18 protein-coding genes are annotated in these 20,329 nt (G+C 72.1%); 9 read left to right on the forward strand and 9 right to left on the reverse strand.

Features of this window, described 5'->3' with window-relative positions; translation table 11 throughout:
- The 5 genes from ABD784_RS11545 to ABD784_RS11565 form a co-directional block, all read right to left on the reverse strand.
- On the reverse strand, window positions 1-371 hold a 371-nt coding region (locus ABD784_RS11545; protein ID WP_344884676.1), incomplete at its 3' end, for a hypothetical protein.
- A gap of 500 nt (window positions 372-871) precedes the next feature.
- A complete protein-coding gene (locus ABD784_RS11550) occupies window positions 872-1,549 on the reverse strand; it encodes an SRPBCC family protein (RefSeq protein ID WP_344884681.1) in 678 nt (225 codons plus the stop codon).
- 194 nt (window positions 1,550-1,743) lie between these two features.
- Entirely contained in the window at window positions 1,744-3,360 is a 1,617-nt protein-coding gene (locus tag ABD784_RS11555; RefSeq protein WP_344884684.1) for an ABC transporter permease, read from the reverse strand.
- Window positions 3,357-4,400 (reverse strand): ABC transporter ATP-binding protein, encoded by a 1,044-nt coding sequence (locus tag ABD784_RS11560; RefSeq protein ID WP_344884687.1) that lies wholly within the window; start codon window positions 4,398-4,400, stop codon window positions 3,357-3,359. Before ABD784_RS11560 ends, ABD784_RS11555 begins: the two co-directional genes overlap by 4 nt.
- Entirely contained in the window at window positions 4,400-5,113 is a 714-nt protein-coding gene (locus ABD784_RS11565; RefSeq protein WP_344884690.1) for a TetR/AcrR family transcriptional regulator, read from the reverse strand. Before ABD784_RS11565 ends, ABD784_RS11560 begins: the two co-directional genes overlap by 1 nt.
- 156 nt (window positions 5,114-5,269) lie before the next feature.
- Between ABD784_RS11565 and ABD784_RS11570 the strand changes: the two genes are divergently transcribed.
- Complete coding sequence (locus tag ABD784_RS11570) at window positions 5,270-6,319, forward strand: hypothetical protein (RefSeq protein ID WP_344884693.1); 1,050 nt, start codon at window positions 5,270-5,272, stop codon at window positions 6,317-6,319.
- Window positions 6,320-6,344: 25 nt separating this feature from the next.
- Here ABD784_RS11570 and ABD784_RS11575 read toward each other — a convergent pair whose 3' ends face one another.
- On the reverse strand, window positions 6,345-6,665 hold the full coding sequence (locus ABD784_RS11575) for a putative quinol monooxygenase (RefSeq protein ID WP_344884696.1): 321 nt from the start codon (window positions 6,663-6,665) through the stop codon (window positions 6,345-6,347).
- 9 nt (window positions 6,666-6,674) lie between these two features.
- Window positions 6,675-7,697 (reverse strand): NAD(P)H-binding protein, encoded by a 1,023-nt coding sequence (locus ABD784_RS11580; RefSeq protein ID WP_344884699.1) that lies wholly within the window; start codon window positions 7,695-7,697, stop codon window positions 6,675-6,677.
- 150 nt (window positions 7,698-7,847) lie between these two features.
- Here ABD784_RS11580 and ABD784_RS11585 point away from each other — a divergent pair, with 150 nt between their 5' ends.
- A complete protein-coding gene (locus tag ABD784_RS11585; RefSeq protein ID WP_344884701.1) occupies window positions 7,848-8,528 on the forward strand; it encodes a TetR/AcrR family transcriptional regulator in 681 nt (226 codons plus the stop codon).
- Between the two features lie 29 nt (window positions 8,529-8,557).
- On the opposite strand, the gene ABD784_RS11590 is transcribed toward ABD784_RS11585, so the two are convergent.
- Window positions 8,558-8,938 (reverse strand): MmcQ/YjbR family DNA-binding protein, encoded by a 381-nt coding sequence (locus tag ABD784_RS11590; protein WP_344884704.1) that lies wholly within the window; start codon window positions 8,936-8,938, stop codon window positions 8,558-8,560.
- A 23-nt stretch (window positions 8,939-8,961) separates the two neighbouring features.
- On the opposite strand from ABD784_RS11590, the gene ABD784_RS11595 reads away from it, so the two are divergent.
- Window positions 8,962-9,789, forward strand: coding sequence for a DUF1206 domain-containing protein (locus tag ABD784_RS11595; RefSeq protein ID WP_344884707.1), 828 nt, complete (start codon window positions 8,962-8,964; stop codon window positions 9,787-9,789).
- Window positions 9,790-9,828: 39 nt separating this feature from the next.
- Here the strand turns inward: ABD784_RS11595 and ABD784_RS11600 are convergent, their stop codons facing one another.
- Window positions 9,829-10,278 (reverse strand): CoA-binding protein, encoded by a 450-nt coding sequence (locus ABD784_RS11600; RefSeq protein WP_344884710.1) that lies wholly within the window; start codon window positions 10,276-10,278, stop codon window positions 9,829-9,831.
- A gap of 113 nt (window positions 10,279-10,391) precedes the next feature.
- On the opposite strand from ABD784_RS11600, the gene ABD784_RS11605 reads away from it, so the two are divergent.
- The 6 genes from ABD784_RS11605 to ABD784_RS11630 all read left to right on the forward strand — a co-directional run bounded on the left by ABD784_RS11605 (window position 10,392) and on the right by ABD784_RS11630 (window position 20,317).
- Entirely contained in the window at window positions 10,392-12,020 is a 1,629-nt protein-coding gene (locus tag ABD784_RS11605) for a DUF3375 domain-containing protein (protein ID WP_344884713.1), read from the forward strand.
- Entirely contained in the window at window positions 12,017-12,940 is a 924-nt protein-coding gene (locus ABD784_RS11610; RefSeq protein WP_344884715.1) for a DUF4194 domain-containing protein, read from the forward strand. Before ABD784_RS11605 ends, ABD784_RS11610 begins: the two co-directional genes overlap by 4 nt.
- On the forward strand, window positions 12,940-16,326 hold the full coding sequence (locus tag ABD784_RS11615) for an ATP-binding protein (RefSeq protein WP_344884718.1): 3,387 nt from the start codon (window positions 12,940-12,942) through the stop codon (window positions 16,324-16,326). Before ABD784_RS11610 ends, ABD784_RS11615 begins: the two co-directional genes overlap by 1 nt.
- A gap of 169 nt (window positions 16,327-16,495) precedes the next feature.
- On the forward strand, window positions 16,496-17,497 hold the full coding sequence (locus ABD784_RS11620) for a LacI family DNA-binding transcriptional regulator (RefSeq protein WP_344884721.1): 1,002 nt from the start codon (window positions 16,496-16,498) through the stop codon (window positions 17,495-17,497).
- 46 nt (window positions 17,498-17,543) lie between these two features.
- On the forward strand, window positions 17,544-19,208 hold the full coding sequence (locus tag ABD784_RS11625; RefSeq protein WP_344884724.1) for an ABC transporter substrate-binding protein: 1,665 nt from the start codon (window positions 17,544-17,546) through the stop codon (window positions 19,206-19,208).
- Between the two features lie 131 nt (window positions 19,209-19,339).
- Window positions 19,340-20,317: an ABC transporter permease gene (locus ABD784_RS11630; protein WP_344884726.1), complete on the forward strand. Its 978-nt coding sequence runs from the start codon at window positions 19,340-19,342 to the stop codon at window positions 20,315-20,317.
- Window positions 20,318-20,329 lie beyond the last annotated feature (12 nt).

Consider the following 20,329-nt stretch of genomic DNA (forward strand, 5'->3'; position numbering starts at 1 on the left):
AGCCGCTCCCCGGTGAGCGCCCGCCGGGGCAGGAGGGTCCGGGACAGCAGCAGCCGCCGGTTCGTCTCGGCGGTGCTGACCCGTTCGGCGTACCGGAACCAGTCCGCGGTGCCCTTGAACTCCGGAAGGCCCCTCCCCGTGCCCGCAGCGCCGGCCCCGGCCAGGTCCGCCTCGTCGGCGGCCCTGGCCCCCAGCACCCGCCCCTGATCCGAGCGACGGCCCACCGACTCGAGCACGTGCACCAGCGAGGCCGCGGCGTGGGCGTCCAGCGGGCCCGCGCACACCGCCTCGACCGTCTCGACCACCAACCCGTCCAACACGGCCGAGACCGCCTCCCACCGCTCCAACAGCCCCGCCACGTGCGGCGACACCGAAGCAGGGGACGAGGAAGAGATGTCGGCGGCAGTGGCAGCGGGAGCGGCTGCGGCTGCGGCTGCGGAGACCGTAGCGGCGGCATCCCCCACGGCAGCAGGCGAGGCGCCCGCAGCCACTCCTGGCTCCTCGCCCGCCCCGGTCGCTCCGCCGCTGAAATCCATACCCCCATCCTCCTCCCGCACCACCCTCACCACCCGGGACGGCAACCCGCCTGTGCACGACCAAGACCCTCAACAGTCCTGTGGAGGAAAAGCCGCTGGAGGAAGAGTCGTCGGAGGACGAGTCGCGGGAGAACGAGCCGTGGGAGGACGGCCGGGCGAAGGCTGCCGGATAGTCGGGCCGCCACAGACGACGGCGGGACGGCAGCGGATGCTCTCCGCTGCCGTCCCGCCTCTGCTCATCCATCAGTGGCACACCTGGATCGATGAGTTCCACGGGGCCACCTGTGGTGGAGCCGAGCTCCCCCAGTCAGGCGGATCCCGTGCCTGAAGCCCTCCTAGAGGCCGGCCGGGCCTGCCGTGCCCGGCGTCGTCCCCGGCGTCGTGCCGCCGGTGCCGCCCGGGCCACTCGTCTCCTGACCACCGTGGACCTCGCCACGCCAGCCACCCTCGGCGCCCTTCTCCTCGACGAGCTTTTTGAAGTTCTTCAGGTCCTTCTTCACCTGCAGGTCGTCGAGGCCCAGCTTCCCGCCGACCTTCTCGAGGAACGTGGCGTCGTCCCACGTGAACTCGACGTCGACGCGCGTTCCCTCCCGCGACCGCGGGGCCTGGGCGCCGGCATCGTCGGTCCGTCCGAGATCGGGGTCGAGCCCGCGCGCCGCAGCGCTGCCCTCGAGGCCGGCCATGCCGGGGCCCGAGTTCCTCGGGTCGAGGGTCTCGTCGTCGACGTCGCGCTCGACGACCTCGACGGGGTGGAATGTGACGCGACCGCTGTGGCTCTTGCCGTCGACGCTCTCCCAGGCGATGACCTGGTCCGGCACCTGATCGGTGATACGGGTGTCGAATTCGCGCTCGACCCCGCCGATCGAGGCGACCCAGTGGTTCGTGGTGTCGTCGATCTGGGTCACGCTCTCCACGGCGCCCATGAAGTTCGGGAACGACTCGAACTGGGTCCACTCGTTGTAGGCCGTCCGTACCGGTACGGCGACTTCGATGCTCTCGTTGACGGTTGCCATGATGCTCTCCTTCGATCGGGATTCGAGCTCTTTGCGCTGGTCTGCGACTCCGAGGCCTGCCAAGGGGCCCGGACTTTCACGCTAGGACCCGCTTCCGGCCCTGTGAACCCCGCCATGCTCCGAATCTGCTGGAAACAACCTGAGCGCGGCTCGCGGCCTTCCAATTGCCCCGATCCGCGCGCGCTCGCGTCGACTCAGAGTCGGAGGTCGCGCCTGCGGACCAGCGCCAGTCCCGCCGCGGCGAGGACGACGGCGGCTGCCGCGGCCGCCACCAGCGGCGTCGCGTCCGCGCTGCCCTCCCCCGCGAGCGTCAGGGCATCGATTCTGCCGAACGGCTCGATCTCCAGCACGGCCTCCGGCAGCTCGAAGAGCGGCCCGTACATCCCCACCACGAACACCGCGACGAGCACCGACCACAGGGGCACGTTGCTCCAGCCCAGCCCGTAAAGGAGCATCGCCGCGGCGATCCAGCACGCGACCAGCGGTCCGTACGCGAGGGCGGCGAGCGCGAACTCCCCGACGGCGCCGGTCCCTACCTCGGTCGAGGCGCCCACGCCCAGCCCGGCGCCGGCGACGGCCAGCAGCACGAGGCTCGCGCCGACGTGCACCAGCAGGGGGATCCCAGCCCAGCGCGGCCGCTGCACGGCACCGGCGAGGGCCAACTCGGCTCTCCCCTCGGCCTCGTCGGAGCGCAGTCGGTGGGTCGCTGCGAGCCCGTACACGGCCACGGCCATCGCGAAGAACTTCAGGAAGGCGCCCATCGCCTCGGAGACGAGGCCCGCCATGGCCTCCTCGTCCGCCGGGTCGACGCCGAGGACGGCGAGCAGCTGCGGCTGGGACGCCATCGTCTCGGCCATGGGACCGGCGATCGAGCCGGTCAGGGCACCGAAGACGAACAGGCCCACGGCCCACCACAGGATCCGCCCGCGCTCGAGCCGTAGCGTCAGCCCCGTCAGCGTCCTCCCGGCGGCCGTGGCGCGCTCGCGACCGCGACGGTCCGGGAGCAGGCCGGCGCCGACGTCTCGCCGTGCCTCCAGCGCGTACCCGAGCACCGCGCCGGCGACGGCGAGCGCGAGGAGCAGGAGCAGCGGCCACCAGCGCAGGTCCACGAAGAGCCGCATCTGCTGCGCCCACCCGATCGGCGAGGCCCAGGAGAGGGCGCTGCCGCCGCGTTCCTGGGCGTCGCCGACAGCCCGGAGGACGTAGGCGGCGCCCAGCACGGCGCCGGCCATGCCCGAGGCCGCGCGGGCATGGGAGCTCAGCTGCGCCGTCGTGGCGGCGATGCCGCCGAACACCAGTCCGACGGCGGCGATCGCCGTGCCGTACGCCCACGAGTCCGCGGCGGGCAGCCCGGCGACGAGGAGCGCCGCGGACAGCAGCGCTCCGACCACGGCGTTGGCGACCAGGAGCACCGTGAGGGCCGCCGCGAGCTGGGCGTGCCGACCCAGCGGCGCGGCGCGCAGCAGCTCGGTACGCCCTGCCTCCTCGTCACCCCGGGTGTGCCGGACGACGAGCAGGAGGGACATGATGGCCACTGCGACGCCGAGGAAGCCCAGCATCTCGTTGGCCATGAGGGCACCGATCGTGTAGTGGTCCAGGCCGTAGCCCGGCCCCGCCATCATGGCGCCGGCCGGCTCGGCCATGACGGCGGCGCGGGCCTGGAGCCCGTCCTCGCCGAAGACTCGGGGCAAGGCGAGGGACGCGTAGGCGGCGAAGCCGGAGAGCAGCAGCGCCCAGACGAGCAGTCGCGCGCGGTCCTCCGCGAGCATGGACCGGACCAGCCGCCCGGTCCCGGCGAACGTGGTGGTCATGCCCGATGCGCCCCCTTCGCCCGGACCGGCCCGGCGGCGGGCTCCGTGGGCTCCGGCGTCTCCGTGCGCTCCGGGACCTCCGGGGCCGCCGTGGTCTCCGGGGGCTCCTCAGTGCCTGTCTCGACGGGTGCGCCCCGGCGCGCGCCGGTCCCGCGCTCCGCGTCGCCGTAGTGGTGCACGAACAACTCCTCGAGGCTGGGCGGCGTGGCGGTGAGCGTCCGCACCTCGTGTCCGGCGAGCGCGCCGACCACGGTCCCCATGGCGCCGTCGTCGACCGTGAACCGGAGGCGCCCGGCCTCCGCCGCGACCCCGTGGACCCCGGGCAGCGCCTCGAGCTCCGCGGCGGGGACGTCGGCGTCGAGGAGCACAGTGCTCCGCGTCAGCCGGCGGAGCTCGGCGAGGGAGCCGGTCTGGACGTCGCGCCCGTCGCGGATGATGGTCACCCGCGAGCAGAGCGCCTCGACCTCGGCCAGGATGTGGCTGGAGAGGAGGACGGCGGTGCCGCGGCTGGCCGCCTCGCGGACGGTGTCCTGGAAGACGAGTTCCATCAGCGGGTCCAGCCCGGAGGTCGGCTCGTCGAGGACCAGGAGTTCGACGTCGGACGCGAGGGCCGCCACGAGCGCGACCTTCTGGCGGTTGCCCTTGGAGTAGGTGCGCCCCTTGCGCGTGGGGTCGAGCTGGAAGCGCTCGAGCAGCTGGGCGCGCCGAGCCTCGTCGACACCGCCGCGGAGGCTGCCGAGCAGGTCGATCGCCTCCCCGCCGGTGAGCTTCGGCCACAGCGTCACGTCACCGGGGACGTAGGCGAGCCGGCGGTGGAGTGCGACGGCGTCGCTCCAGGGGTCGCGGCCGAAGAGCCGGGCGGTGCCGGCGTCGGCGCGCAGCAGGCCGAGCAGGACGCGGATGGCCGTGGACTTGCCGGCGCCGTTGGGCCCGAGGAAGCCGTGGACCTCCCCCGGCTCCACGCGCAGTCGGAGTCCGTCCAGGGCGCGGACGGCACCGAAGTTCTTGACGAGGCCGTCGACCTCGATGATGGGTTCCATCAGTCCTCCCGGTGTGGTGCGGCGGTGCGTGGTGCAGCGGTGCGTGGTGCAGCGGTGTGCGAAGCGCCGGTGTCTGCAGGGTCCTCGCCGGTGCGGCCGGTGGCCTCCCTGAAGGCGTCGAGCGTGTCCGTGCCGGCGTACACGCCGTGGGTGTAGAGCTCGACCATGGACAGTCCGTGCTCCGCGATGTACTGGTTCAGGAACTCGGACAGCGTCGCGGGCGAGAGCTCGTCGGCGCCGTCCCCGGTGTAGAGGGTGAGGGCCAAGAGCGCCGAGCCGAACCCCATGACGGTGAGCGTGCGGGCCCGGGCCTCCTCGTCGAGCGAGGGCTTCAGGAGGCCGCTGGCGACGCCGTCGGCGATCCAGACCAGGGCGTCGGAGGCGAAGTGGTCGATCAGCCGGGCCGCGGCCGAGCCTCCGGCCTGGAGGCTGCGCAGGCAGTAGGCCACGGGGACCGCGTACGCCTCGATCCGGCTCATCGCCGCCAGCGATGCCATTGCCCCGCCGGCGACCGACTCCTGCTTGGCGGTCATGATCAGCCCCAGGACGTGGTCGTCGCAGGCGGCCCGCAGCCCCTCCTTGGATCCGAAGTGGTGATTGATCAGGCCCACGCTCACGCCGGCGGCCTGCGCGATGGAGCGCACGCTCGCCGAGTAGCCGCTGCGGGCGATCTGTTCGATCGCCGCGTCGCGGATCCTCGCGCGTGTGGTCACATCCTGCTCCGCCGTCACGTGATCCCCTCGATCGCAATTGAACGCTTGTTCAGGATGCTATACACGCGTTCAATCGCCGTCAAGGGATCATTTCAATCCCGTCACGACTGCGGTCTGACCAGTGACGCAGGACACGCCGTGCCTATGCTGGAGGGCATGGAGAGGAACCGGAGCAGCCAGCGGCCCCGCCGCACTCAACGTCCGGCACGGACGGTGCGCGGACGCCTCGCCCTCGCGGGCCTGGCCGTCCTGACGACGGCGGCCCTGACGGGGTGCGAGGTGCTGCCGGAGGTCTTCCCCAAGACCTTCCCCAGCACCGAGGCCAGCGAGGCTCCGCCGAGCGTGCGGGCGACGCCTGCCGCCGAGGGCGAGTGGAAGCAGGTGACCACGCAGGCCGGGGACATGTCCTTCTCGGTCCGCAAGGACTGGACCGTGCTCCCGGTCCCCGCGGACCCGACGAGCTCTACCACCGGGATCCCGGCCTACGAGGTCCTCGACGCGGAGGACCGCGTCCTGGCGACCCTCCAGCAGAATCCGGGCCGCGGGACCCGCACCGCCCTGCCGGGGTCGACCTTCACGCCGGTGGACACGGTCCCGGCGCCCGAGGCGACCTACCTGGACACGGGCGAGAGCGCCGTCGTGCTGGATCTGACCACGCACCTGAACGCGGACTCCGTGCTCTCCTACGGCCTGACGAGCGGCACGGAGGTCACCACCGCGGTGGCCCGCGGCGGGCAGGTGCCGCTCGGCGGCGGACTGCGCGGCTACCCGAAGCTTGCCGGCCCCCTGTTCTTCCAGGGGCGGGCCGACCTCGGCGCGGACGCCTCCCACACCCGGCAGGAGGACGCGCTCGCGTTCGCGGAGCAGTACGTCTTCACGCAGGAGTACGCCGACGTGGTGCACATGCTGCAGTCGCTGCGCTACCATCCGGAGCGCGCGACGCCCGCCGAGTGCGAGGGCGCGGCCTTCCGATTCGAGACGGTGAACGTGGACTGCGATGCGGTGCTGGACATCTACCACACGGCACGGATCGCAGAGGAGTTCGACGCCCGCACCGGCTCGCTGGCCCGCGTGCAGGAGCGGTGGCTCTGCCGGCTCAAGGAGCTCGGCGCGGAACTCGACGGTCTGCCGCCGGGCTACGGAATCGACGGCAAGTGCCGACTCGAGGACGGCTACGGCACCTTCACGGCATTCTGGAAGGAGTAGCCTCGAGCGCCCGCGGGGCACCCGGTCAGTCGACCTGGAGCTCGCCCATGCGGTCCCAGCCCTCGCCCTCGACCATGCGGCTGACGATCCGCGGCGTCTCGGCGAGCAGCGGGCGCATCGTCTCGAGTCCCCGCTTGAAGTGCTCGCTGGTCACGTGGGCCTCCCCGGCGTCGTCCTTGAAGGCCTCGACGAGGACGAACTCGTTCGGGTCCTCGACGCTCCGCGACCACTCGAACCAGAGGTTGCCCTCCTCGGCGCGCGTGGCCTCCGTGAACGCCCGGTTCTTCTCGATGAACGTCTCGGCTTCCTCCGGCTTGACCTTGTACTTCACCACGATGAAAATCATGCCTCCACCCTAGGCCCGACCACCCCGGGCTTGCAGCGCCTCCGCGCGTGAGGGCGATGACACCATCGCCTCGACGCTCCGCTGCCACGCGGTGGGCCCGCCGAGCGCCGCCTCGAGCTCGGCGCTCGCGACCAGGCTCGAACCCCGGCGCCAGAGCGGCTGCAGGCGCGCGATCTCCTTCATGGTCCGGCTCGCGGTCCCCAGCGCCGCGACGGTCCATTGCGGCACCACCCCGGGTCGGGAGCTCCCGGGCCGCGTCGTCCGCCCCTCCTGCACCCCGCGTGCCCCGCGCCCCGCCCCGCCGGAGTCGACGACGCGCTGCGCATGCTGGCAGACCTCGCGAAGGGTGGGCGCCGACGACGGGGCGATGAGCAGCCGGTGGCCGCCGGACCGGAGGACGGCGTCGGCGTGACCGCCCGCCCAGACCATCGCCGCGGCCAGGTCGGCGAGCTCGGTGAACCCATGGGGCACGTCGGGATCGCCCAGGAGCACCGGCCGGCGGCCGGCGGCGACCCGGTCGGTGACGGTCAGGCGGACGACGCTGGAGGCCGCGTGCGTGGCGGGGCCGATGAGGTCGCCCGCCAGGACGCTGAGGGCCCGGGCGGCGTGCTCCTCGCGGGCCTGGAGCAGCCGCTGCCGGACGCGGCCCTTGTGGTCCGCGGGTGCGAAGCCCGCGCGGTCGTGCAGGCGAGCGGCGTCCGCGGCGAAGGCGTAGGTGGACTCGGGGAAGACGACGACGGCGCCGGCGCCCGCGGCGGCGTCCAGGACGGTGCGCTCCAGCCGAGGGAGCGTACGCTCCCAGACGCGGGCGTCGTAGGCCGCGTGGAAGCAGGCGAACACGGCGTCGACGCCGCCGATCGCGGACGCCACGTCCCACTCGCTCCCGGCGTCGCCGACCCGGTGACGGGCGCCCTCCACGAGCCCCGCGGGCACGGAGCGGGACATCACCGTCGTCGCGACGCCCTGCCCCACGAGGTCCTCCGCGACCCTCGCGCCGATCTGACCGTGCCCGATCACCAGTGCCGATTCCATACCGTCTCCCTCATGTCACGACGCCACCGCGTCATTTGCGAGAGCGGTGCTCTCGTTTGGATGACACGAGCCTAGAGGTCCCGACGATAGAAAACAAGAGCACTGCTCTCAAAGGTGATGGCCGCTCTCGGAGTTGCTAGGATCCGGCCCATGGAGCAACCCGGGAAACCCTTGACGCCACGCCAGGCCGCGCGCCAGGAGACGGAGGCCGCGGTCCTGCGGATCGGCAACCGGCTCCTCGACGAGCAGGGAGCGGACGGGCTCTCCCTGCGAGCGATCGCCCGCGAGCTCGGCATGGTCTCCAGCGCCCTGTACCGCTACGTCGCCAACCGGGACCAGCTGATCACCCTGCTGATCACGCGGGCCTACAACGATCTGGCCGACGCCGTGGACGCGGCCCTGGAGCACCGCGAGGACAGCATCCAGGCCCTCGGGACGGCGATGCTGGCCTGGTCCCGCAGCCACCCCCAGCGCTGGGCGCTGCTGTACGGCACACCGCTGGCCGACTACCGGGCCCCGGCCGAGACGACCGTCGCCCCCGGCACCCGCGTCATGGCCCAGGTCGCCCGGCTCGCCGCGGCACTGCCGGAGCCCGGGCCCGACTGGCTCGGCGCCGAGGCGGCCGCGGACCATCCGGTCACACCGCTCCTGCAGGAGAGCCTGGCGGACCTGGGACTGACCGCGTCCCCCCGGGCGGCGCTGCGCGCTCTGTCGATCTGGGTGGGCCTGGTGGGAATGGTCAACGCGCTGCGCTTCCAGCAGCTCGGCCCGGGGTTCGACGGCGCCGAGGAGGCGTTGCTGCGCACGCACCTGGACTACCTGACCCGTTGATCCCGGACGGCACGGCCCCGGAGCGAGTCCTAGTCGCCGGCCAGCCACCGCCAGCCCAGTGCCTCGCGGTCCGCCGCCGGCAGCGACGCGACCACCAGGTCGTAGGAGTCCTCGATCAGGTCCCCGACCATGTCCGCCGGCAGCGCGGGGCAGTCCACCGTCACCCAGTGGCGCTTGTTCATGTGGTAGCCGGGCGTGATCGCCTCATGCGCCGCGCGCAGCTGCTCGCCGAGCGCCGGGTCCGCCTTCAGATTGGCCGTGGTCCCGTCCGTCCACACGAGCGCGAACATCTTGGCGCGCCCCGCCGACCGGCCACGGACCTTGTAGACATGCGTGTCCGGCCCGAACGGCTGATCCTCGAACGCGCCGGGCAGGGCCAGCAGGAGCCGGCGGAGTGCAGCGAAGTCCACCCGCTCACTCTATGCTGTCCGCTATGACGGGCACAGCACCCTCCCAGCGCGACTCGGGCGACTCCCGCCCGGTCGAGGCGGCGCGCTCCGCCGCCCACGACGGCCGCTTCGCCGCCGTCGCCCGTTCCGGCTACGCCACCAGCGGCCTGCTGCACATGGTGCTCGGCTGGCTGACGGCGATCGTCGCCTCCGGCGGGAGCGCCTCCGCGGACTACAGCGGCGCGCTGCAGGCGGTGGCCGCCCAGCCGTTCGGCGTCGTGGCACTCGTCCTCGCCGGCGCGGCCTGCGCACTGCTGGGGCTGTGGAACGCGGGCCGGGCGGTCTTCGGCCGCGACGGGGTGCGCAGCCGCCTGGGTGCCGCCGGGACGACCGCGGTCTACCTGGTCATCGGTCTCACCGTCCTGCGCTATGCATTCGGCGCGCGCAGCAGCGCGTCGCAGTCCACGCGGAGCCTCTCGGCGGAGCTGATGACCAACCCCCTCGGCTCGGGCCTGCTGATCGCCACCGGCGCGGTCATCCTGATCGTCGCCGGCTACCACGTCTTCAAGGGCGTCGCCCGGAAGTTCCTGGACGATCTCAAGGGCCTGCCGAACACCCCGGTGCGCGGGACCGTGACCGTGCTCGGCACCGCGGGGTACGTCGCGAAGGGCCTGGTGCTCGGCGCACTGGGACTGCTGTTCGTGGTGGCCACCGTGCAGCACGACCCGTCCGACTCGAGCGGGCTCGACGGCGCCGTGCAGGCCGTGCGCGACCAGCCGTTCGGCCCCTCGATCCTGCTCGCCCTCGCGATCGGCCTGGTCCTGTACGGGGCGTACCAGATCGTCCGGGCCCGCTACGACACCATGGAGTGAGGCCCGCACCGTCGGCCCGGGCTCCCGGGCGGGCGCCCTTCAGAGGCCCAGCCGGGGTGCCTCGATCTTGGGGCAGGTGTCCATGACGACGTCGAGCCCGGCCGCCCGGGCGCGTTCCGCTGCCGCGTGGTCCACCACGCCGAGCTGCATCCACACCGCGGATGCGCCGATCTCGATCGCCTGGTCCACCACGGCGCCGACCCGCTGCGAGTTCACGAAGCAGTCCACGACGTCGATCCGGCCCGGGATGTCCGCGAGCCGCGTGTAGCCGCGCTCGCCCAGGACGTCCTCGCCGGAGAGGTTCACCGGCACGATCTCCAGGCCGCGCACGTCGCGCAGCCAGGCGGCCACTCCCGGGGCGACCCGCCGGCGGTTGGTGGTGAGTCCCACCACGGCCCAGCGGCCCGGCGTGGTGAGGAGCCGGCGGACGACGGCGTCGTCGTTCCCCGGTCGGCGGTCCTGCGCTCTGTCCCCTGCTGCAGCGTCCATGGACCCAGCGTAGGCCTCCGGACCCACTCCGGGCTCCGCGGCGGCGTTCAGCCCCGTGCCCTAGAATCGGGTGCCGCCGCCAACTTCCGCCGAACCCTCCCAGAAAGCGACGCATGCTCCCCACCCATCCCGCTGCCTCCGCCTGGGCCGACCAGCTGGAGTTCCGCGAGTCCGCCGGGTGGAGGCTCCTCTCCGCGGCGCCGTGGGTGGCCGCGTTCCTGCGCACCGAGTTCGGCACCGCCTCCCCGCGCGTGGGCCTGGAGCCGTTCCACGCCTCGCTGGACGCCTTCCTGAAGCACCTGCGCGCGCAGACGCCCGCCGTCGTACTGAACGAGTCGTGGCAGGCGCAGCAGTACGCGGACTCCTGGGTGCGTTCCGGGTTCCTCGCCCGGCCGCTGATCGAGGGGCGCTTCGTCTACGAGCCGACGGCGCACACCGCCCGCGTGCTCCGCTTCCTCGACGCCGTGGCCGGCTCCGGCACCAACTTGAACTCCTCCCGCCTGAGCACGCTGCTGACCAGCCTCGAGTCGCTGGCGCACGAGACCGATCCGGACCCGCAGGCGCGCATCCGCCAGCTGGAGGCGGAGATCACCGAGCGCCAGGCCCGCCTGGACGCCCTGCGCAGCGGCGAGGAGCCGGCCCTGCTGCCGCCGGACAGCGCACTTGCGGCCGCCCGCAGCATCCTGGACCTAGCGGCGGACCTGCCCGCCGACTTCAAGCGGATGCGCGACGGCGTGCACCGGATGCTCCACGGCATCCGGCAGGAGATCATGGAGTCCTCGGTCACCAAGGGCGTCGCGGTGGGCCAGGTGCTGGAGGGCGACCGGCGGCTGCGCTCCACGCCGGAGGGCGAGACGTTCCGCGGGTTCACCGCATTCCTGAACGATCCGCAGCAGCAGGCCCGCTTCCGGCAGGCGGTCAACGACGTCCTGGAACGCGACTTCGTGGACGAGCTCTCCCCCGGCGAGCGCCACACCATCGCGAACCTGCTGCGCGAGCTGCGCCGTCAGGCGTCCGAGGTCCACGCGACCTACGGCAAGCTCTCCGAGTCGCTGCACGCGTACGTGCAGTCGGACGAGCTGCGCGAGTCGGAGCAGCTGCGCCGGGCCATCCGCACCGCCGAACTGGCCGTGGCGAAGTCGGCCGCCCTGCGCCCGCGCACGCCCGTCGCGCCGCTGCGCCTGTACGCCCCCGAGTTCGCGACGCTGTCCGGACTGGGGGTCTTCGACCCGGCCGAGCACGTGGCCCCGCCGCGCCTGGCCGCGCCGCCGGCCCTCAGCGCGGCGGACATCCACCGCACCCCCTCCACCCCGCCGGCGGACGCGGAGGCGCTGCGGACCGCCGTCGTCCGGGCGCTGGTGGAGGCCGCCGCAGCGGAGGGCCCGGGCACGACGCCGGAGTCCGGCCGGGCCGCCGCGCCGGCGGTCACGCTGGGCGAGGTCTTCGAGCGGCTCGACGCCGAGCACCGGCACCTGAACTCGGTGCGGTACCTCGTGGAACTGGCGCGCACGGCCGACGCCGAGGGGCCGGCCCCGCCGCCCGGGGACATGCCGACCGAGGGCACGGCGACGGACGGCACGGCGACGGAGAGCAGCGAGGCGGAGACGGCCGTGCTCGGCTCCCTGGACGCGGCCCGCTTCCAGAGCGTCTCCATCCGCCAGATCGACGGCACCGAGCGCACCGCCTACCTGCCCGTCGTCACCTACACGATGTCCGGAACCGCTACCGAGGAGTCCGCATGAGCAGCCACCCCACCGCGAGCAGCGTCGATGCGGATGCCGCCGAGCCCGATGCCGCCGAGCCCCGAGGGCCAGGAGTTCCCGACGACGCCGCCGGCACGGACCGTGCTGCAGGCCGGGTTGGGGGCCGCGCCGAGACCCGCCTGTTCGACGGGGACACGGGCCGGTTCGAGCTGCCGTTGCGCCAGGCCCTGGTCCGCCTCCTGCGCGGCCCGTATCTGGACGGGACGGCGGATGCGCGGCTCTGGCAGCTCGTGCTGGACCGGCGCGCCGAGATCGCCGCGTACGTCTCCGAGCTGTTCCTGCGCCTGGAGATCGACCAGGAGCGGAAGATCGCGCTGCTCTCCCCGGTAGAGGTCGATGCCCCGCACACCACCGCGATCGCGCCGCGGAAGCCGCTCAAGCGGGAGGAGACGCTCCTGGCCCTGCGGCTGCGACTGATGCTGGACCGGCACGCCGGCACCGGCACGGACCCGGTGATCTCGCGCGGCGGCGCCCGCGACATCCTCGAGGAGCACCGACAGCCCGGCGCGGTGGACGACAAGCGGCTCGAGGAGCTCACCGATGCCTCGCTGGCGCGCCTGCTCGCCCTGAAGCTGATCCTGCCCACCGAGCTGCCGGACGAGTACCGGGTCTCCGGCGCGCTCGCGCTGGCCCTGCCGTTCGCCACGGTGGACGAGATCCCGGCGTACATCGCCGCGATCGAACGGGGCGACGCCGCCCTCGACCTGGACCCGGACGCCGAACTGGGAGCGGAACCGGATGTCGAGCCGGACGCCGATCCCGGCGATCGCGGCGAACCCAGCGAACCCACCGATCCCGGCGACCCCGCCGATCCCGATCCCGAGCCCGATCCCGCATCCGGGAACACAGCCGTCGCACCGACCACCGCACACGAGACCACCGGACACGAGGAGGCGTAGTGGGCATCGAGTACACGCTCCCGCTCGGCGAGGCCGTCAACCCGGGCCAGCACCGGCTCGCCCGGATCCAGGTGGTCAACTGGGGCACGTTCCACGGCCGCCACGAACTCTACGTGGACCGCCACGGCACCCTGCTCACCGGGCACCCGGGCGTCGGCAAGTCCACCCTGTTCGACGGGATCGGGCACATCTTCCATGCCGTGCCCCGCCTGAACGAGTCCGCGCACGAGGCCTCGAGCCGCCGCGACCGCCGCACCACCTACTCCTACATGCGCGGCCGCCAGTTCAAGACGTCGGACGGCGTGGTGGCCCAGCGGCCGGGCGCCACCTGGAGCGCCATGGCGCTGGTCTACGAGGACGGCTTCGGCGGCCAGACCTGCATCGCCGCCCTGTTCGACCTGCCCGCGAACGGGCTCGAGGGCCAGGTCGGCAAGCACTACGCGATCGGCGACCGCCCCCTGGACACGGCGGCACTGGAGGACCACGGCCCCCGCCGGTTCTCGCCGTCGAGCCTGTCCAAGGCGCTGCCCGGCTTCGACGTCTACGACACGCACAAGACGTTCGCCGAGCGGTTCCGCCGTCGCCTGGGGATCGACCACGACAAGGCGTTCAGCCTCCTGCGCACCCTGCAGAACGGCAAGGGCCTGGACCGCGGGGTGAACCAGTTCTTCCGCCACGAGGTGCTCGAGGTCCCGGCGACGCTCGCCGCGGCGGCCGGCGCCGTGGAGGACTTCTCCCACCTGCGCGGCATCCACCGCCAGCTGGAGGAGGCCCGCGCCCAGCGCGACGCCCTCGAGCTGGTGCCCGTCCAGCACGCCCGCTACCGCGAGCTGCTGACGGAGCGCGCGGCACTGAGCCGGGCGTACGACGTCGTCCTGCCGCGGGTGCGGGCCGCCCGGACCGCCGAGGTGCTGGGGCACGAGACCGCGCGCCTCGAGGGCGACCTCGCCGACCGGCGCGCGGGAATCGCCGACGCGGCAGCCGCGAAGGAGCGCCTCGACGAGCGGGTGCGGTCCCTCCAGGAGCAGCACGACGCCCACGGCGGGCAGGCCGTCCGCACGCTCGAGCGCGAGCTCGAGGCGGCACGGGCGCGGCTGGCCGAACGGGAGAAGGCGGTCGCGAAGCTGATGGCGGAGGCCGAGGCCGCCGGGACGAGCCTGGCCTGGTCCGCGTCCGGCCTGGACGCGATGCGCCGCGAGGCGGCGGTCAGCGGCGAGCGGCTCGAGTCGATCGCCGCGGACACGCGCACGCTGGAGTACGAGGCGATGGCCAAGGTCATGGCCGCCCGCGACGAGCTGCGCCAGCTGCGCGCGGACATCGACTCCTACCGCCGCCGCGGCTCCAACATCGACGACCGCTCCGCGACCGCGCGGCGCACCATCTGCTCGGTCACGGGGCTGGACCCGGAGCAGCTCCCGTTCGGCGGCGAGCTGATGGACATGGCGCCGGAGGCCGCCGCGTGGCGCCCGGCGGCGGAGAAGGCGCTGCGGTCGCTCGCGACCACGCTGCTGGTGCCGGGCGAGCACCTGGCCGCCGTCACCCGCGCGATCGACGGCGGGGCCGTGGACTCCGTGCCGGGCATGGGCCGGCTGCGCTGGGTGGACATCTCGGTGGCTCCCCGCAGCGCCGAGGCGGGCGCGGCGGACCTGGTGACCAAGCTGGAGTTCAAGGAGGGCGCGGCCGGGGCCTGGCTGCGGGCCAAGATCGTCGCGGACCACGCCTTCGTGTGCGTGGAGGAGGACACCGCGCTGCACGGGCACGACCGTGCGATCTCGCTGGCGGGGACCCTGAAGACCGGCCGCGGGGCGTTCGAGCGGGACACCCGCCGGCTGCCCGCGTCCGACTACCTGCTCGGGTTCACGAACGAGGAGAAGATCGCCCAGCTGGAGGGCGAGGCCGCGGAGCTGGAGTCCCGGCGCCTCGCGGCGGAGGGCGTCGCCGACGAGCGCAGCCGCTCCACGCAGGACCTGTCCGCACGGGTGCGTGCCCTGCAGGCCCTCGCCGCGGACACGCGCGACTTCGCACAGCTCGACGCCGCCCCGGCCCGGGCCGCCGTGGAGGAGCTGGAGGCGCGGATCGCCGACGCGATGGGCGCGTCCGACGATCTGGCCTCCGTGCGCGAGGCCCTGGATTCCGCCCGCGCCGAGCTGGAGGCGACCGTCGGCCGGCTCGCCGTGCTGCGCAGCGACGCGGACGCCCTCGAGACGGCGGTCGCGCGGGCACGCCGGCAGCTCGACGCCGCCGGCGCAGCGTCGGCCGCGCCGACGTCGGACCGTTCCGGAGCCGGCGAGACCACCCAACCCGGTGCCGCAGCGCCCGGTACCGGGCCGGTGAGCGACGAGGAGCAGGCGGCCCTGCTGGAGCGGTTCGGCGCGCTCGCCGAGGCGACGGACGTCGCCCAGGTGGAGGCGGCGGCGTCGAACGCGGCCCTGGTCCTGACGGAGGAGCTGGGGCGGCTGCGGCAGCGGATCACCGGTGCCGAGGCGGAGCTCTCGGAGACGTTCCGGCAGTTCGCCCGCGACTTCGGGCCGAGCGCGGCCGCGTCCTACGGGACCGGGGCGGACGCGGCCCCGCAGTACGTGGAGCTCTACCAGTCGATCGTGGACGAGGGCCTGCCGCAGCGCGAGGACGAGTTCCGCGAGTACTTCTCCAACCGCTCCTACGAGCGCTTCTCGGATCTGCTGCAGCTGCTCGAGGAGGAGCGCCGGGCGATCGCCGAGCGCATCGAACCGTTGAACCAGATCCTCTCCGACGTCCCGTTCGAGCAGGGCTCGCGCCTGCGGCTGGAGCTGACGACGACGGTGCCGGACGAGGCGCGCACGTTCCGTGCCGAACTGAAGGAGGCCCTCGGCAACGCGTACGCCCCGGCGGGCGACGGCGCCCAGCTCACCGCACGCTACGAGCAGCTGGAGCGGCTGGTGGACGCGCTGGACGATCCGGGCCGCACGGCCTGGCGGGACACCGTGCTGGACGTCCGCCGGCACGTGACGATCAGCTGCAACGAGCACAAGGCCAATGGCGAGGTCGAGACCGGGCTGGAGCCGGGCACGCTGTCCGGCGGCGAGGGCCAGCGCTTCACCTCGTTCGTCATGGGCGCCGCACTGGCGTACCAGCTGGGGCTGGCGACGCAGGGGTTCACCACCTACGGGACGGTGATGATCGACGAGGCGTTCATCCAGGCGAACTCGGACTACGCGGCGGCGGGCATCAACGCGCTGCAGGAGTTCGGGTTCCAGCTGCTGCTGGCGGCGCCGGAGGACAAGGTGGACCTGGCCAAGCACCTGGGCTCCATCACGGACATCGTCAAGCACCCGGCGTCGAACGTCTCCGGGTTCGTCGCGACGGGCCTGTCGCCGGCGGTGGCGACGGACATCGTCCTGCGCTGAGGAGGCGCCCCTCTCAAGGCGAGCGGGCGCTCCGAATACTGCTGATGTGATCCTTGACACGTGTTAGTGAAGCGCGTTACCTTGGAATCCCAGCGTCAGTAACACGAGTTACTGAACGAGGAATCGAGCAGAGGTCGCCATGGAGAGCACACGGGAGAGGCCGGTCACGATGGCCGACGTCGCGCGCGCCGCCGGTGTCAGCCGGACGACGGTTTCCTTCGTGCTCAACGACCGCTCCGGCGTCAATATCCCGGGAACCACCCGGGAACGGATCCTGCACGCCGCCGAAGGCCTCGGGTACCGCCGCAACGCGGCCGCCCAGGCCCTGGCGAGTCAGCGGTCCGGCTTGTTCGGCCTCGTCACTGAGATCGTTACCTCCCCCTTCGCCGCCGATGTCATCAAGGGCGCGCAGTGGCGGTCCTGGGAGGACAACAGATTCCTCCTCATCGCACCCAGCGAGAACGAACAGATGATGGAGGCAGCGGCGATAGAGAAGCTGCTGGAGCAGCGCATCGAGGGCCTGATCATTGCCGCGTCCTGGCACCAGGCCATCGAAGTACCCGAGAACGCCCACCAAGTCCCGTGCGTGCTGGTGCACTGCTTCGACGAGTCGGGCCGGCTGCCGAGCGTCGTGCCGGATGAGGAGTCCGGGGGCAGGGCCGCCGCCCAGGAGTTGCTCGCGTACGGCCATCGAGAGGTTGCCCACATCACGCTGCCGCCCGGGATCCCCGCGCAGGTGGGCCGCTTGCGCGGATTCGGGGCGGAGCTCTCCGCCGCTGACGTCGCCCTCCCGGACCAGAGAATCGTCGCCGGCGATGGCACCGCGGAGAGCGGCTACCACGGAGCAGCCGAGCTCCTCGATGGGCCGAACCCGCCAACGGCGATCTTCTGCGGCAATGACCGCATGGCCATGGGTGCCTACGACGCCATCAAGGAACGGGGCCTGCGCATCCCCCACGAAATCTCGGTCGTCGGCTTCGACGATCAGCAAGCACTGGCCGACAGCCTTCGGCCAGGTTTGACGACGGTCGCCCTCCCCTTCGAGGAGATGGGAGCCGCCGGGGTCAGGAAACTGACCGCAATGACAACGGGCAGTCGGGATACGAGTTCGCACCTCGCCCTCGACTGCCCGTTGCATCGACGTTCCTCAGTTGGATTCGCACTCCGCTGAGGAACTTCCCTCCCGCACAACCACTTGACCGGAAGAGGACAATTTCATGATAGCCACATCACTGAGGCGCGGCATGCTCCGGGCCGGGGCCATCGCAGCCATCGGCGCTCTCGCCCTGACCGGCTGCAGTTCCGGTCCCGCCGAGGACGCCGACGCTACTGCGGGTCCTTTGCTGACCATCCCGCGTGAGGATATGGGGACCTTCTCGCAGAATTTCAATCCGTTCTCCCCGAACGCGGCCCCCATGACCACGCAGGCCATCTACGAGTCGATGCTGATCTACAACCCCGCCGACGGCAACACGGTGCCCTGGCTCGCGGAGTCCTGGGAACCCAGCGCCGACGGTCTCTCTGTCACCTTCAACCTGCGCAAGGACGTGAAGTGGTCCGACGGCGAGCCGCTCGTCGCCGCCGACGTCGTGACGACCTTCGAGCTGCAGCGCGAGCTGCTCGGCGGTTTCGACTACCTGGAGACAGTCGAATCCGTTGACGAGTCCACCGTGCTCTTCACGTTCAATAAGAAGTTCTCGCCGGCCCTATTCGAGCTGGGCCAGCAGGTCATCGTCCCCTCCCACGTCTGGTCAGAATTCGCGGAACCCGGCAACGAACAGAACTCGGTCCCCGTCGGCACCGGCCCCTACACGGAGGTCTCGAACTTCCAGGCGCAGTCCTTCGACCTGCTGCCGAACCCCGAGTACTGGCAGCCCGACAAGCAGAAGATCCCGGGCATCCGCATGCTCGCCTTCGCTGGCAATGACGGCGCCAACCTCGCGGCGATCAACGGCGACGTCGACTGGGCGCCGCAGTACATGCCCGACATCCAGAGCACCTTCGTCGACAAGGACCCCGACCACCGCCACTACTGGTTCCCGCCCACTGGCGCGGAGATCAATTGGCAGCTCAACACCACCCTGGACATGTTCGCCGACGCCGACGTGCGCAAGGCGCTGAGCATGGCCATCGACCGGGAGCAGATCGTCGATGTCGGCATGTCCGGCTACACGATCCCTGCCGACTGCACGGGGCTGTCCGGCAACTACGACGAGTGGCGCGACGAGGACGTCGTCGCGGACTGCGGTTGGACCGAGCACGACGCCGAGGCGGCAGCCTCACTCCTCGACGAGGCCGGCTACACCGCGGGCCCGGACGGGCAGCGGACGGCGCCGGACGGGGAGCCGTTCGCCTTCGACATCTCCGTCGGATCGACCTCCTCGGACTGGCTCTCGGTCGCGAACATCATCGCGCAGAACCTCCAGGACATCGGCGTCCAGGCCACCGTCGACTCGCCCGACTGGGCCGCGGTGGTCGCCGGCTACGAGACCGGCGAGTTCCAGACCGGCATCGTCTGGAGTGCCAACGCGCCGACGCCGTACCAGTACTACCGGAACATCATGTCCACCGAGTCGGTGAAGCCGGTCGGCGAGCAGACGTTCGACAACTACCACCGCTTCGGCAGCGAGGAGGCGGACGCGCTCCTGGCCGAGTTCGCCGCGACGACGGATGAAGCCGAGCAGCAGCGACTGATGTCGGAGCTGCAGACCCTCTACTCGGAGCTCGCCCCGGTCGTGCCGCTCTTCCCCGGCCCGGAGTGGGGCGCCTACACCACCGAGCGCTTCGTCGGCTGGCCCACCGAGGAGAACCCGTACGCGACGCTCGCGACGCGTGCCCCGACGACCGTCCTGGTCCTCACCTCGCTCGAACCGGTCGAGTAGGGCCTCGGCCGGACAGGCCCCTCGGTTCGACCCGGCGCCCGGCACGTCCCGGCGCTCACACCGTCGCGGCGGCGGCTCGCACTCCGCCGCCGCGACGGCCCGCACTCCTCCCCCTTTCGAAAAGGACAGCCATGGGCTTCATCCTGCGCAGGCTCGGTTTCTACCTGATCGCCTTCTGGGCCTCGATCACCCTGAACTTCATGCTCCCCCGCCTCATGCCCGGCGACCCCGTCACCCGGATGCTCTCCCGCTCCCAGCAGCGCCTGGACCCGCAGCAGATCGAATCGCTCCAGAGGCTGCTCGGCGTCGAGGGCGGACCGTGGTGGCAGGAGTACTTCTGCTATCTGGGGCGCGTCCTGACCGGCGACTTCGGGGTGTCCATCTCCCGGTTCCCGACCCCCGTCAGCGACGTCATCGCCGCCCAGCTGCCCTGGACGCTGCTCCTCGGCGGTGTCTCGCTGGTCATCGCCGTCATCATCGGCAACCTGCTGGGCATCCTCGCCGCCTGGCGGCGTGGCGGCATCCTCGACTCGGTGACGCCGCCGCTGCTGGTCTTCATCGGCTCCTTCCCGTACTTCTGGCTCGCGATGGGTGCGCTGTACGTCTTCGGCGTCACCCTCGGCTGGTCGCCCCTGCGTCACGCGTTCTCCGTCGGGATGACGCCGTCGTGGGATCTCGCCTTCATCGCCGACGTGGCGTCCCACGTGCTGCTGCCCGCCCTGTCGATCGTGCTCGTCTCGATCGGCGGCTGGATGCTCGGCATGCGGAACACCATGATCACCACGAACGCCGAGGACTACATCCTCATGGCCGAGGCGAAGGGCCTGCGGCCGCGGCGCATCATGTTCAACTACGCGGCGCGGAACGCGCTGCTGCCGTCCGTGACCAACATCGGCATGAGCCTCGGGTTCATCGTCGGCGGCGCGCTCCTGACCGAGGTCGTCTTCGCCTACCCGGGCGTCGGCTACCAGCTGCTGGCGGCCGTGCAGGGCCTCGACTACCCGCTGATGCAGGGCCTGTTCCTGACCATCACCGCCGCCGTCCTCCTCGCCAACCTGCTCGTCGACCTCGTCTACGTCCGTCTCGACCCGCGTGTGCGGGTCAGCTGATCCGGAGGATTC

Source organism: Zhihengliuella alba (assembly GCF_039538765.1).
Taxonomy (GTDB): domain Bacteria; phylum Actinomycetota; class Actinomycetes; order Actinomycetales; family Micrococcaceae; genus Zhihengliuella; species Zhihengliuella alba.

Bases quoted from the DNA above. Each gene is read 5' to 3' on its own strand.
- ABD784_RS11550 (WP_344884681.1), bottom strand. From the start codon at position 1,549: ATGGCAACCGTCAACGAGAGCATCGAAGTCGCCGTACCGGTACGGACG.
- ABD784_RS11555 (WP_344884684.1), bottom strand. From the start codon at position 3,360: ATGACCACCACGTTCGCCGGGACCGGGCGGCTGGTCCGGTCCATGCTC.
- ABD784_RS11560 (WP_344884687.1), bottom strand. From the start codon at position 4,400: ATGGAACCCATCATCGAGGTCGACGGCCTCGTCAAGAACTTCGGTGCC.
- ABD784_RS11570 (WP_344884693.1), top strand. From the start codon at position 5,270: ATGGAGAGGAACCGGAGCAGCCAGCGGCCCCGCCGCACTCAACGTCCG.
- ABD784_RS11575 (WP_344884696.1), bottom strand. From the start codon at position 6,665: ATGATTTTCATCGTGGTGAAGTACAAGGTCAAGCCGGAGGAAGCCGAG.
- ABD784_RS11580 (WP_344884699.1), bottom strand. From the start codon at position 7,697: ATGGAATCGGCACTGGTGATCGGGCACGGTCAGATCGGCGCGAGGGTC.
- ABD784_RS11585 (WP_344884701.1), top strand. From the start codon at position 7,848: ATGGAGCAACCCGGGAAACCCTTGACGCCACGCCAGGCCGCGCGCCAG.
- ABD784_RS11595 (WP_344884707.1), top strand. From the start codon at position 8,962: ATGACGGGCACAGCACCCTCCCAGCGCGACTCGGGCGACTCCCGCCCG.
- ABD784_RS11600 (WP_344884710.1), bottom strand. From the start codon at position 10,278: ATGGACGCTGCAGCAGGGGACAGAGCGCAGGACCGCCGACCGGGGAAC.
- ABD784_RS11605 (WP_344884713.1), top strand. From the start codon at position 10,392: ATGCTCCCCACCCATCCCGCTGCCTCCGCCTGGGCCGACCAGCTGGAG.
- ABD784_RS11610 (WP_344884715.1), top strand. From the start codon at position 12,017: ATGAGCAGCCACCCCACCGCGAGCAGCGTCGATGCGGATGCCGCCGAG.
- ABD784_RS11620 (WP_344884721.1), top strand. From the start codon at position 16,496: ATGGCCGACGTCGCGCGCGCCGCCGGTGTCAGCCGGACGACGGTTTCC.
- ABD784_RS11625 (WP_344884724.1), top strand. From the start codon at position 17,544: ATGATAGCCACATCACTGAGGCGCGGCATGCTCCGGGCCGGGGCCATC.
- ABD784_RS11630 (WP_344884726.1), top strand. From the start codon at position 19,340: ATGGGCTTCATCCTGCGCAGGCTCGGTTTCTACCTGATCGCCTTCTGG.